Origin of the sequence: Arthrobacter sp. YAF16, assembly GCF_052113385.1 — a bacterium.
Classification (GTDB): domain Bacteria; phylum Actinomycetota; class Actinomycetes; order Actinomycetales; family Micrococcaceae; genus Arthrobacter.
This window is the reverse complement of sequence record NZ_JBFRDC010000001.1, coordinates 1363152-1376075: the sequence shown is the minus strand read 5'-3', so window position 1 is coordinate 1376075 and position 12924 is coordinate 1363152. Positions and strand designations below refer to the sequence as shown.

Here is a 12924-nt window from a genome sequence, read left to right as displayed (position 1 = left end):
GGCACCGGACGGCCAAGCATTAGCTCGGACTTCGGCCCACAATGTCCGGCTCGCGGGTCCCGGCGCCGCGATGCGGACAAGCCGTACTTACCGAGGACTTCTCCGGATTTGTTCGACGGCTCGCCTGGATAACGGCGGCCGTGCACTCCAACGGCCCGCCGAAACGTCGAAGGCGATGGGCAGCACGGAACGCTTCATCGACACCCTGTCGTTGGGGCCCCGGATTGTGTAGGCTCCTGCCATGGCTCGGCGCAGTTTTCTTCAGTGGCCGGTCGTCCGGCAGTTCAGCACGGGCGATCTGCTGGGACGCGGCCCGGCGGTAACCTCCCCGCGGACGAGGGACATCACCCCGCGCACGGCCACCGCAGACCGCGTCGTGCAGAGCGTGTGCCCGTATTGTGCCGTGGGCTGTGGACAGCGGGTCTACGTCAAGGACGAAAAGGTCGTTCAGATCGAAGGCGATCCCGATTCGCCGATTTCCCGTGGCCGGTTGTGCCCCAAGGGCTCGGCGAGCGAGCAGTTGGTCAACTCGCCGGGCCGGCAGACCGAAGTGCTCTACCGTGCGCCACGCTCCACCCAGTGGCAGCATTTGGATCTGGAAACGGCCATCGACATGGTGGCGGACCGCTTCGTCGATTCCCGCCGCCGGACCTGGCAGCAGGAAGACGCAAGAGGCCGGCTGCTTCGACGCACCATGGGCATAGCCTCGCTGGGCGGGGCAACTCTGGACAACGAAGAGAACTACCTGATCAAGAAACTCTTCACGGCTGCCGGAGCAGTGCAAATCGAGAACCAAGCCCGCATTTGACACTCCTCCACGGTTCCCAGTTTGGGAGCCTCGTTTGGACGCGGTGGTGCGACGCAATCACTGCAAGACATGGCCAACGCCGACTGCATCATCATTCAGGGTTCCAATATGGCCGAATGCCATCCTGTGGGATACCAGTGGGTTGCGGAGGCCAAGGCCCGCGGAGCGAAGGTCATCCACGTCGACCCCAGGTTCACGCGCACCTCGGCCGTCGCGGATAAGCACATCCCCATCCGGGCCGGCTCTGACGTTGTCCTCCTGGGCGCGCTGATTAACTACGTGATCACCAACGACCTGTGGTTCAAGGAGTACGTCAGCGCCTATACGAACGCGGCCACGCTGGTTCACGCCGATTACCGCGACGCCGAGGACCTTGGCGGCCTGTTCTCCGGCTATGATCCCGAAACCGGAGCATACGACATGGCGTCATGGTCGTACGCGGAACAGGGCGGAGGCACCATCGGGGACGCTGGGGCGGGCACCGAGCACGGCTCCCACGCGTCGGATCGGGCCGCGGGAGACCAGTTCGGCAGCGGCGGCCCCGCCCTGGAACACGCCCAAGTGCAACGTGACGATACCCTGCAGGACCCCCGGACCGTCTTCCAGATCCTGAAGCGCCATTACGCCCGTTACACCCCGGAGATGGTCCAGGACATGTGTGGCATCAACGCCAAGGACTTCGAGTATCTGGCCCACGCCATCACGGAAAACTCGGGGCGCGAACGGACAACGTGCTTTGCCTACGCCGTCGGCTGGACCCAGCACACGCTCGGAGCGCAGTTCATCCGGGCCGCCGCTATCCTGCAGCTTCTGCTCGGCAACGTGGGCCGCCCGGGCAGCGGAATTATGGCCCTGCGCGGGCATGCAAGCATCCAAGGCTCCACGGATATTCCAACCCTGTTCAACCTGCTGCCCGGTTACCTGCCGATGCCCAGCGCCGGACGCCACGACACCTTCAGCGAATACCTGGATGCGATCGCGTCGAAGAAGCAGAAGGGCTTCTGGGCGGACGCCGACTCCTACGTCATCAGCCTGCTGAAGGCCTGGTGGGGCGACGCCGCGACCGCGGAGAACGACTGGGCCTACGACTACCTTCCCAGACTGACAGGAGCGCACGGCACGTACCAGACGGTGATGGACATGCTCGAGGACAAGGTGGAGGGCTACTTCCTGCTCGGACAGAACCCCGCCGTAGGTTCGTCCAACGGCCGGATGCAACGCCTTGGCATGTCGCACTTGAAGTGGCTGGTGGTGCGCGACCTGAACCTCATCGAGTCGGCGACCTGGTGGAAGGACGGCCCGGAGATCGAATCGGGCGAACTGCGCACCGAAGACATCGAGACCGAAGTGTTCTTCCTGCCTGCAGCAAGCCACGTCGAAAAGGCCGGCTCGTTCACGCAGACCCAGCGGCTGCTGCAGTGGCGGCACCAGGCGGTGGCACCGCCTGGTGCGTGTCAAAGTGAATTGCAGTTTTTCTTTGAGCTGGGCCAGCGGATCCGCGAAAAACTGGCGGGTTCGGAGGATGAACGCGACCGTCCGCTGCTCGACCTCACCTGGGATTACCCCACCGACGAACACGGCGAGCCCGACGGCGAGGCGGTGCTGGCCGAGATCAACGGCCGCCACCTCAACGGCCCGGACGCAGGCAAACCGCTCTCCGCGTATACAGAGCTGCGCGCCGACGGTTCCACGTCGGCGGGCTGCTGGATCTACACCGGCGTCTACGCCGACGGCATCAACCATGCCGCCAACCGGAAACCGGGCCATGAGCAAGGGCCTGCCGCCTCGGAATGGGGCTGGGCCTGGCCGGCCAACCGCCGGATCCTCTACAACCGGGCGTCGGCCGACCCGGCCGGTAAACCGTGGAGCGAGCGGAAGAAATACATCTGGTGGGACCAGGAGCAGGGACGTTGGGTCGGAGACGACGTTCCCGACTTCCCGATTGACCTTGCACCGGGCAGCCAACCCGACCCCGATCTCGGTGGTCCGGCCGCCCTGACAGGAGATGATCCCTTCATCATGCAGTCAGACGGCAAGGGATGGTTGTTCGCGCCGAAGGGCGTCGTCGACGGCCCCCTTCCCACCCACTACGAACCGCAGGAATCGCCGGTGGCCAATGGCCTTTACCCGCAGCAGCAAAATCCGGCCCGGCTGGTGTACCCCCGCGCAGACAACCTCAGTGCACCAAGCGCCGGTACCAGTGGCGCGGGCGTCTACCCCTACGTCTTCACCACGTACCGGCTGACCGAGCACCACACGGCCGGCGGAATGAGCCGCTGGTTGCCGTACCTCTCGGAGCTGCAGCCGGAAATGTTCTGCGAGGTCTCTCCCGAGCTGGCCGCTGAGCGCGGGCTTGAGCCGTACGGGTGGGCCACCATCATTTCGGCCCGCTCCGCCATCGAGGCGAAGGTGCTCGTCACCGAGCGGATGAAACCGCTGGCCGTCGGCGGCCACACCGTCCATCAGATCGGGTTGCCGTACCACTGGGGCGTCGGAGCGGATGCTGTGGTCAGCGGTGACGCGGCCAATGACCTGTTGGGCGTGACGCTGGACCCCAACGTCCAGATCCAGGAATCCAAGGCCGCCTCCTGTGACATCCGTCCGGGCCGCCGGCCCCGCGGGGCGGAGCTGCTTGCCCTGGTTGCTGAGTACCAGGCCCGGGCCGGAGCGACGACCGAGACCGGGAACCGACTCGTTACCGATCCGCGCGGCACCGTTCCGGATGCCGACTCGATGTTGGAGGATTAGATGGGCCAGCTGTCCGGACCGACCGACCCCGCCGCCGATGCCCGGTGGGAGGACCAGCAGCCGCGCAAGGGGTTCTTCACAGACACCTCCATCTGCATCGGCTGCAAGGCCTGCGAAGTGGCCTGCAAGGAGTGGAACCACAACCCCCACGACGGGAACCTGGAGCTGCTGGGAGCCTCCTATGACAACACCGGAGGACTCGGCGCCAGCACCTGGCGGCATGTCGCCTTCGTTGAACAGGGCCAGGAACGCATTACCGAGGCGCGGGAATCCGGGCGCGCGCTGGTCAACCTCGGCATGCCCCGCATCGGGCCTCCCCCGACGGCGGCGTCCGCCGGGGCGGACCTGGCGAATGTGGATACGACGCCGCCGGACACGGCAGACTTCCGTTGGTTGATGTCCTCCGATGTCTGCAAGCACTGCACGCACGCCGGGTGCCTTGATGTCTGCCCGACCGGAGCGCTGTTCCGCACGGAGTTCGGCACGGTGGTGGTCCAGGACGATGTGTGCAACGGCTGCGGAACCTGCGTGGCCGGGTGTCCCTTCGGCGTGATTGAGCGCCGCAGCGACGGCATGGTGGCGGTGGCCGCCCAGCGGGAGGAGCCGCACGCCAAGCAGTCCGCCGTCCCCAACGTCGGCGTCGCCCAGAAGTGCACGCTGTGCTACGACCGGCTGGTCGACGATGAGACGCCCGCTTGCGCTAAAGCCTGCCCGACGACGTCCATCAAGTACGGCAACCATGACGACATGGTGGAGACGGCCCGGGAACGGGTCGCCGCCCTGCACCAGCAGGGACTCACGGAAGCCAGGCTCTATGGTGCGAACGAACTCGACGGCATCGGCGGAACCGGAGCGGTCTTCCTCCTGCTCGACGAACCGGAAGTGTACGGGCTTCCGCCGGATCCGAGGGTGCCAACCGCCGATCTGCCGCAGATGTACCGGCGGGCCGGTATGGCCGTCGCCGGCATGGCCGCCGCTGCGGCGCTGGCTTTCCTGGGAGGGCGCGCGTGACCCACTCTGAGTTCGACAGCTTTCGGCCGCCCGAGCCTGCCCGCCGGCGTCGGGCTGGCGGCAAGCGCGGCACCGGCCGCCGCGACGGCGGTGACGGTTCCCGAGAAATGCCTATGGTCCCGGAGCCGGAATTCACCTCGTACTACGGCCGTCCCGTGGTCAAACCGGCACCCTGGACCGAAGATGTGGCCGCCTACCTGTTCCTTGGCGGCGTGGCGGCCGGCTCTGCACTGCTCGGTCTCGGCGGCCAGCTGACCGGGCGGCCGACGCTGCGCCGGAATGCCCGGCTGAGTGCCCTGACGGCAGCAAGCATGGGCACCGTTGCGCTGTTGAAGGATCTGGGCAGGCCGGAGCGCTTCCTGAACATGCTGCGGACCATCAAACTGACCTCGCCGATGAGCGTGGGCTCGTGGATTCTCAGCGCATTCAGCGTGGGCGCGGCGGTCTCGGCGGCAGCGGAGGTCGATCGGATGACCGGAGCGCGGTTGCCGCTGGGTCCGTTGCGGAACCTGCTGTACGCGGTCGAGGGACCGGCCGGCTTCGAGGCCGCGTTTTTCGCCGGACCGCTGGCGGCGTACACGGCGGTCCTGCTCGGTGACACGGCCACCCCCACCTGGAACGCCGCGCACGAGGAACTGCCCTTCGTTTTCGTGAGTTCCGCGGCCCTCGCTTCTGCCGGGCTCGCGATGATCACGACTCCGGTACAGGAGGCGGGCCCGGCCCGGAAACTTGCGGTGCTGGGCGTGATGGGTGACGTGGTGGCCATGCGGGTGATGGAGCACCGGATGGACCCAGTGGTCGCCGAGCCCCTGCATCAGGGCAAGGCCGGTGTCATGCTGAAATGGAGCGAGCGGCTAGCCGCTGCGGGCGGACTGGGGGCACTGTTGGGCGGACGCAACCGGGCGGTGGCCGCGGCCTCGGGACTGGCACTGCTGGCCGCCTCGGGGCTGACCCGGTTCGGGGTGTTCGAGGCCGGCCTTGCCTCGGCTCGGGACCCGCGGTACACGATCGAACCGCAGAAGAACCGTCTCGCCGCCCGCCGCGCCGCCGGCATCACCGGAGACTCGATCACCACTGCCGGCTGACGAGTCCGCTGTGCTCTAGGGGATGCTGATCTAGAGGACCGTGGGTTCAGGAGATCCCGGGTTCAGCGGATTTCGATGCCCTGACCGACGAAGGTATGCCCGATCACTGGATAGCCTGGCACCTCGCCGACCACGAGCAAGCCGCCGGAAGTCTGCGCATCGGCAAGCAGCAGCAGATCGTCTTCAGTGACGCCCGCCTCGGCCCGCAGGTGCGGTCGAACCCAATCGAGGTTGCGCCGCGTCCCGCCGGAGACAAAGCCGTCCCGCAACGCCTCCCGGGCGCCCTCGACGAGTGGCACGGCCGCCCGGTCGATCACTGCACCCACTCCGGAGGCGCGGCACATCTTGTACAAATGTCCAAGCAGCCCGAAACCCGTCACGTCCGTGGCCGCCCGCACGCCGGCCGCCACCGCGGACTCGGCGGCGTCGCGGTTGAGGCGCGTCATCGTCGCCACGGCTTCCGCGAACACTTCACCGGTCTGCTTGTGCCGGTTATTGAGCAGTCCGACGCCGATCGGCTTCGTGAGGGTGAGCGGCAGCCCGGGCCGGGCGGCGTCGTTGCGCAGCAACCGGTCCGGATGGGCGACGCCGGTGACCGCCATGCCGTATTTCGGCTCGGGATCGTCAATCGAATGCCCGCCAATCACCGGGCACCCCGCCTCGGAGGCGACGCTCAGGCCGCCGCGGAGCACTTCAGTCATCAACTCGAGCGGCAGCACGCCGCGCGGCCAACCGACGAGGTTGATTGCCATGATCGGGCGGCCGCCCATGGCGTAAATGTCAGAGAGCGCGTTGGCGGCAGCAATCCGGCCCCAGTCAAAGGCGTCGTCGACCACGGGAGTGAAGAAGTCGGCGGTGGACAATACCGCCAGGTCGCCGCGCACCAGGACGGCGGCTGCGTCGTCGCCGCTGTCAAGACCCACCAGCACGTCCGCTCCTGGCTGGCCGGTAAGGCCGCGCACCGCTTCTTCGAGTTCGCCGGGCGGAATCTTGCACGCGCAGCCCCCACCGTGGGCATAGCCGGTGAGCCGGACTGCTCCGACGCCGTCGTTTTTGAGCTGCGGAATAGACGTCTCGGTCTCTTTCACACCCCTAGGCTACCCCCGGGGGCAATCTGCTACATTGAACGCGGTGGCGTCCGGGTCCTGGTGGGCCCCCCGGTCTTCAAAACCGGTGAGGCTGAGTATCTCGGCCTGGCGGGTTCGATTCCCGTCCGCCTCCGCCAACCACCGTCACGCAATGCCGCGGAAGGAAGAGGGACTGTGTGGACCAGGTCGATCCCCGCCGCCTGATTCCGCGCACCGACGATCTGCTGGCATTGCCGGCCGTCCGCGCGGCCCGGAGTCGTCTGAGTGCACAACTCATCGGTGAACTCGTCCGGCAAACCCAGGAGCGGGCGCGGCGCGGTGAACTCGCTCCCGGCCAGGTGGAACCGGCCCTGCTCTCCGCCGTCGCCGCACGCAGGGCGACCACCCTGCGCCCGGTGCTCAACGCAACCGGCGTAGTCGTCCACACCAACCTCGGCCGCGCCCCGCTGTCCGCGTCCGCGGTCGAAGCACTTGTCGCAGCCAGCGGCTACGTCGACGTGGAGCTCGACCTGGCAACCGGCAGCCGCGCCCGCCGCGGCGCCGGTGCCCGGGCCGCATTGCTCGCCGCCTGTCCCGCTGCCGAGGACGCTCTGGTGGTCAACAACGGGGCTGCGGCGCTGGTGCTGGCCACCACGGCCCTCGCCGCCGGCCGGGAGGTGGTGCTGAGCCGCGGCGAACTGGTTGAGATCGGTGCCGGCTTCCGGCTTCCCGACCTGATCGAATCAACGGGCGCGACACTGCACGAGGTGGGCACGACCAACCGCACGCACCTGCGGGACTACGCCGACGCCATCGGACCAGCCACCGGCTGCCTCCTCAAGGTCCACCCGAGCAACTTCCGGGTGGACGGATTCACCTCCGCTGTTCCATTGGACGAACTGAGCAGGCTCGCCGCGGCGCACGGGGTCGCCCTCGTGGCCGATCTCGGCAGTGGACTGCTGGCGCCCGATCCGCTTCTTCCCGCAGAACCGGACGCTGCCACCGCGCTGGCAAGCGGGGCCGACGTCGTGATCGCCAGCGGCGACAAACTCCTGGGCGGACCCCAGGCCGGTCTGCTGCTCGGCCGGACGGAGATCATCTCCCGGCTGGCACGCCACCCGCTGGCCCGAGCAGTGCGGGCCGATAAACTGGCCCTCGCGGCGCTGGAGGCGACGGTCGCGGGTGAAGCACCGCCGGTTGTCCGGGCCCTGCACGCGGACCCGGAGTGGTTGCGGAACCGTACCGCCCGGCTTGCCGCGGCACTCGGGGTACCGGTCGTCGCGCACGACGGCCGGGTCGGCGGCGGCGGAGCGCCCGGCGTGGCACTGCAGGGGTGGGCGCTCCGGCTACCCGAAGCGCTCGCGGCGCCCCTGCGAACCGGCGACCCGGCCGTGCTCCCGCGCGTCCATGACGGCTCCTGCCTGCTCGATCTGCGCTGCGTGCCCGAAGAGGACGATGACCGGATACTCGACGCGGTGCGCCGGGCGCTGGCGACCCTCACGGATTCGGATGCAGGCAGGGCGGGCTGAACCGTGCATGTCGTTGCCACCGCCGGACACGTCGATTGCGGCAAGAGCACGCTGGTGCGCGCGCTTACCGGCATGGAACCGGATCGCTGGGAGGAAGAGCGGCGCCGTGGACTGACCATTGACCTGGGCTACGCCTGGACCACGTTGCCTTCCGGGCAGGATGTTGCCTTCGTGGACGTACCGGGCCACGAACGATTCCTCGGGAACATGCTCGCCGGAATCGGACCCGCTCCCGTCGTCTGCTTCGTCGTCGCTGCCGATGAAGGCTGGCAGGCGCAGTCAAGCGACCACCGGGACGCCGTCACGGCGCTGGGCATCGAGTACGGCGTCGTAGTCATCAGCCGCTCCGACCGGGCACCCGGGCAGGTTGGTGAAGTGCTCGCCCGGACGCGCAGAGAGCTGGCCGGGACAGGCCTGGCGGATGCGCCCGCAGTGGCTGTGTCCGCCATCGAGGGCACCGGGCTGACCGAACTGCGTGCGACGCTCGACGGCGTTCTGGCCGGGGTGCCCGCCCCCGCCACCACAGGCCGGCTCCGGCTGTGGGTGGACCGCTCGTTTACCATCAAGGGTGCCGGAACCGTGGTGACCGGAACTTTGGCAGCGGGAACACTTGCTCAAGGTGACCGGCTGCAGCTGCTTGGCCACGATGGCTCACGGTCCGTCGTGGTCCGCGGCCTGCAAAGCCGCGACACGTCGTACTCCTCGCTGGGGCCGGTCAACCGGGTGGCACTGAACCTGCGCGATGTTTCCGCCGCCGACGTCCGACGGGGAGACGCGTTGCTGACCCCCGACGCGTGGCCCGTCACGGGCGTCCTGGGCATCCAGCGCACAACCGGCGTGGCCTACACGGACGTACCGGAGCAGCTCATGGTGCATGCCGGAACCGCTGCCGTGCCGGCCCGGCTGCGTCCCTTCGGTGCCGACCACGCCCGGCTTGTCCTGGACCGGCGCCTGCCGCTCGTTCTCGGAGACCGTCTGGTGCTGCGGGACCCCGGGACCCGCTCGGTGCTGGGCGGCGCGCAGGTGCTCGACGCCGATCCGCCGGCCTTGCGGCGGCGCGGGGACGGCGTCCACTGGGCTGAGCGGCTCGCAGGCATGGACGCCGCCGGAGACGTGCTTGGGGAAGTGGCAGGCCGCGGGGCCGTGCAGGAAGAGCACCTGCGTCGGCTCGGGCTATTGTCTGCGCACGAGGCGGCGCCACCCGGCGTCCAGGTTCTCGGCGACTGGTGGGTGCACGCTCCCCTCTTCGAGGCATGGCAGCGTCGGCTGCGTACGGCGCTCGGGGAACTGCAGGAGCGCGATCCTCTCGCACCGGGCCTTTCCCGGGGCGCGGCCCGGGACCTTCTCAAACTGCCCGATGAGCGGCTTCTTGACCCGGTCATCCGCGAAGCAAGTCTCGAACAGGAGGGCGGCCACGTCCGGCTGCCAGGGACCCAAGGCAACCTGGGCGCCGCCGGGCCGGCAGTCGCCGAGCTGGAGCGCAGGCTCACTGAAAACGCCTTCCATGCCCCGGAAACCGATGAGCTGGCCGCACTGGGCCTGGGCGCCCGGGAGCTCGCTGCCGGCGAGCGCACCGGGCGGCTCTTGCGGTTGCGCGACGGGGTGGTGCTGCTGCCTACGGCCCCGGCCCTGGCGATGCGCGAACTGGCCCGCTTGGAGCAGCCCTTCACCACCAGCCAGGCACGCCAGGCCCTCGGCACAACTCGACGGGTCGCGGTCCCCTTGCTTGAATATCTGGACTCGCGCGGCTGGACCCGGCGTCTGGATGCCGGTCACCGCACCGTGATGCGGTGACCCCCGGGCTTTTAGCCTCTCGCCCCCAAAGGCCGCGAGTCCTACTGTGGAACCATGGACGCCGCAGCCGCCAACGCCTTGGCCATTCCGCAGGTCTCAGTGCACCGTCCCACTACGGTTGCTGAAGACACCATCACCCTCGCCGCCGGGGTCTGGCTCCTCGGCGGGACGTACGTGGACGGCTGGGCCCACAACAACCTCCACGACCTTGAGACCTTCTTCACGCCTTGGCACGCGGTCCTCTACTCGGGCTTTGCTGCCTGCGCCCTCTGGCTCGCCGCCCTGACGTGGCGCCGGCACGCACCGGGCATGCGGTGGACGGAAGCGATCCCGGCCGGCTACGGACCCGCCGCTGCAGGCGTCTTCCTCTTCCTTGCCTCCGGGGTGGCCGACTTCGCCTGGCATTCGGTCTTCGGAATTGAGCAGAACCTCAAGGCGCTGTTCAGCCCGTCCCATCTGGGACTTGCTGCGGGCGCATTCCTGATCCTCAGCGCGCCGTTTTCCGCCGCATGGCACGCGCCAGAGCGGTCACGGCCACAGCTGGTGCCGGCCGTCGTGAGCGCGATGCTTTCGGGCATGGTTGCGGCGTTCATCCTGCAGGAATTCGCTGTCTTCGCGCGCCATGGCCTCGTCCAGACGTACACCGGCTCCGCAGCCCAGCCCGCGGTGACGGCTCCGACGTCGTCGGCCATCCTGGTCGCTTTGGGATCGTTCTTCGTCTCAACGGTCGTGCTCTTCGTGCCCGTCCTGTTGCTGTCGCTGCGCTGGCGCCTGAACGCAGCGGTGCCCGCGGCCATGGCACTCGTACCCTCCGTAGCGATGCAGCTTATGGTCGCGATGCGGGACGCCTGGCTCGTGTCGGTGGCCCTCGTCGGTTCCGTGCTCATGGGAGTGGTGTGGGCGGTGGTCCGCCCGGCCCCGGGCCACCAGGCAAGGCTCATGACTGCGGCGGCGCTCTCGCCCGTCGTGTTTTGGGCCGCCTACTTCGCCGGTGTGGCAATCCACGATGGGGCCCTCAGCTTCTCCGCCGAGATTTGGGGCGGGACGCTAGCCTGGACTGGGCTCGAGATGCTGGGGCTGGCCTTGCTCGCGCTCAAAGGGGGCGCTCCGGCACGCGTACAGCACCAGCCAACCACGCCACATATTCAGCGGTCTCCCAGGGGGAAGCTGCCACACGGGGTCAGCGCCAGCCGAGCTGCGGCGCCACATACTTCAGAATCGACTCGATGACGTGGGCGTTGTAGTCGACACCGAGCTGGTTCGGGACCGTGAGCAGTAGGGTGTCTGCCGTGGCGACCGCCTCGTCCTCCGCCAGCTTCGCGGCCAGCTCATCCGGGGCACCCGCGTAGGAGCGGCCAAATACCGCGCGCGTATTCTCGTCGATGTTGCCCACCTGGTCCGAGCTGCGGCGGTCGCGGCCGAAGTATTGCCAGTCGCGCTCGTCCGTTAGGGCGAAGATGCTACGGCTGACCGAAACGCGCGGCTCCCGCTCGTGTCCCGCCTCCTTCCAGGCCTGCCGGTAGAGCTCGATCTGCTCGGCCTGCTGGACGTGGAAGGGCTTGCCGCTCTCGTCATCCTTGAGTGTGGAGCTCTGCAGGTTCATGCCGAGCTTCGCCGCCCACATGGCCGTGGCGTTCGAGCCGGAACCCCACCAGATGCGCTCACGCAGGCCCTCCGAATGCGGCTCCACGCGCAGCAGGCCCGGAGGGTTCGGGAACATCGGGCGGGGGCTCGGCGCCGCGAAGCCCTCGCCAGTGAGCACCTCGAGCAGGCGCTCGGTGTGCCTGCGGCCCATATCGGCGTCCGACTCGCCCTCGGCGGGGGCGAAGCCGAAGTGACGCCACCCGTCGATGACCTGCTCGGGTGAACCCCTACTTATGCCCAGCTGCAGCCGGCCGCCCGAGATCAGATCGGCCGCACCGGCGTCCTCCGCCATGTAGAGCGGGTTCTCGTAGCGCATGTCGATCACGCCGGTACCAATCTCGATGCGGCTGGTCCGTGCCCCGATGGCGGCGAGCAACGGGAATGGGGAGGCGTACTGCCGCGCGAAGTGGTGGACGCGGAAGTACGCGCCGTCCGCCCCCAGCTCCTCGGCCGCGACCGCGAGATCGATCGCCTGCAACAGCGCGTCCGACGCGCTGCGCGTGCCGGACTCCGGGTGGTCGTTCCAATGGCCAAAGGACAGGAATCCGATGTTCTTCACACCACGATGCAACCTTTTGGCGGGGGGTTCTTATTCCCACGGGGCCTCAGCCTCGCACCTCATCCCGCGGCACGGGCCGACTCCGCCGCGAGAGGGTCGGGCATGGCCGTATTGCGTGACTGACGTGTATTGACATGATTCCCTCCATGCCCTTGGATTGATGACCAAAATAGCTCATGGTTCCGCTTGGGGGTGGAACGACAGACGGATCAGCAGGCAGAGCGAGGAAAACCGTGACGCAGTGTGAAATCTCCGATGACGGCGTTCCGATCTGCCAACGGGTCCTAGATCCGAGCGCTTCCCCTGCAACGCTTACGATCAACGAATTACTACTTGAGAGCCGCATGGGGCTCGAGCGTGTTCACGCTTCGGATCTTGAGCGAGAGATGGCAGCGGGCGCCCTCGTTGTCGACACGCGGCCGGTCGATCAGCGAGACCGCGACGGTGATCTTCCGGGAGCGGTCGTTATTGACCGAAACGTTCTCGAGTGGCGGCTGGACCCTTCCAGCCCCCACCGGCTCCCGATCGCTGACAACCCCGCACGGCGGATCGTGGTGGTCTGCAATGAAGGTTACAGCTCCAGTCTCGCTGCACACACCCTGCGACGGCTGGGACTGACCCGCGCGACCGACCTTATCGGCGGTTTCCAAGCCTGGGCAGCGTTGCGCAAATAGTCCCC

General features: G+C 68.0%; 9 protein-coding genes and 1 tRNA gene. 8 read left to right on the top strand and 2 right to left on the bottom strand.

What is annotated here, in order from left to right; all coding sequences use genetic code 11:
• Positions 1 to 241: 241 nt before the first annotated feature.
• Genes fdh through nrfD form a run of 3 tightly spaced genes read left to right on the top strand, consistent with a single transcriptional unit; the run spans position 242 to position 5652 of the window.
• Entirely contained in the window at positions 242 to 3556 is a 3315-nt protein-coding gene (fdh, locus tag AB4Y91_RS06425; RefSeq protein ID WP_441417626.1) for a formate dehydrogenase, read from the top strand.
• Positions 3557 to 4567, top strand: coding sequence for a 4Fe-4S dicluster domain-containing protein (locus AB4Y91_RS06420; protein WP_441417625.1), 1011 nt, complete (start codon positions 3557 to 3559; stop codon positions 4565 to 4567). It begins immediately after the preceding gene.
• Positions 4564 to 5652, top strand: coding sequence for an NrfD/PsrC family molybdoenzyme membrane anchor subunit (gene nrfD / locus AB4Y91_RS06415; protein ID WP_441417624.1), 1089 nt, complete (start codon positions 4564 to 4566; stop codon positions 5650 to 5652). Before AB4Y91_RS06420 ends, nrfD begins: the two co-directional genes overlap by 4 nt.
• 62 nt (positions 5653 to 5714) lie before the next feature.
• On the opposite strand, the gene selD is transcribed toward nrfD, so the two are convergent.
• On the bottom strand, positions 5715 to 6740 hold the full coding sequence (selD, locus tag AB4Y91_RS06410) for a selenide, water dikinase SelD (protein WP_441417623.1): 1026 nt from the start codon (positions 6738 to 6740) through the stop codon (positions 5715 to 5717).
• A gap of 42 nt (positions 6741 to 6782) precedes the next feature.
• Here selD and AB4Y91_RS06405 point away from each other — a divergent pair.
• The 4 genes from AB4Y91_RS06405 to AB4Y91_RS06390 all read left to right on the top strand — a co-directional run bounded on the left by AB4Y91_RS06405 (position 6783) and on the right by AB4Y91_RS06390 (position 11272).
• A tRNA-Sec gene (locus AB4Y91_RS06405) sits at positions 6783 to 6877 on the top strand.
• A 39-nt stretch (positions 6878 to 6916) separates the two neighbouring features.
• On the top strand, positions 6917 to 8248 hold the full coding sequence (selA, locus tag AB4Y91_RS06400) for an L-seryl-tRNA(Sec) selenium transferase (protein ID WP_441417622.1): 1332 nt from the start codon (positions 6917 to 6919) through the stop codon (positions 8246 to 8248).
• A gap of 3 nt (positions 8249 to 8251) precedes the next feature.
• The gene (selB, locus tag AB4Y91_RS06395) at positions 8252 to 10042 is read left to right on the top strand and encodes a selenocysteine-specific translation elongation factor (RefSeq protein WP_441417621.1); all 1791 of its coding nucleotides are present in this window, start codon (positions 8252 to 8254) and stop codon (positions 10040 to 10042) included.
• Between the two features lie 54 nt (positions 10043 to 10096).
• Positions 10097 to 11272, top strand: coding sequence for a hypothetical protein (locus AB4Y91_RS06390; protein ID WP_441417620.1), 1176 nt, complete (start codon positions 10097 to 10099; stop codon positions 11270 to 11272).
• Here AB4Y91_RS06390 and AB4Y91_RS06385 read toward each other — a convergent pair.
• Positions 11223 to 12245, bottom strand: coding sequence for an LLM class flavin-dependent oxidoreductase (locus AB4Y91_RS06385; RefSeq protein WP_441417871.1), 1023 nt, complete (start codon positions 12243 to 12245; stop codon positions 11223 to 11225). The two genes, AB4Y91_RS06390 and AB4Y91_RS06385, sit on opposite strands and share 50 nt — an antisense overlap.
• A 176-nt stretch (positions 12246 to 12421) precedes the next feature.
• Here AB4Y91_RS06385 and AB4Y91_RS06380 point away from each other — a divergent pair, with 176 nt between their 5' ends.
• Positions 12422 to 12919 (top strand): rhodanese-like domain-containing protein, encoded by a 498-nt coding sequence (locus tag AB4Y91_RS06380; RefSeq protein WP_441417619.1) that lies wholly within the window; start codon positions 12422 to 12424, stop codon positions 12917 to 12919.
• Positions 12920 to 12924: the final 5 nt, after the last annotated feature.

Coding starts and splice junctions, on each gene's coding strand:
- AB4Y91_RS06420 (WP_441417625.1), top strand. CDS start 3,557: ATGGGCCAGCTGTCCGGACCGACCGACCCCGCCGCCGATGCCCGGTGG.
- AB4Y91_RS06390 (WP_441417620.1), top strand. CDS start 10,097: ATGGACGCCGCAGCCGCCAACGCCTTGGCCATTCCGCAGGTCTCAGTG.
- AB4Y91_RS06380 (WP_441417619.1), top strand. CDS start 12,422: ATGGTTCCGCTTGGGGGTGGAACGACAGACGGATCAGCAGGCAGAGCG.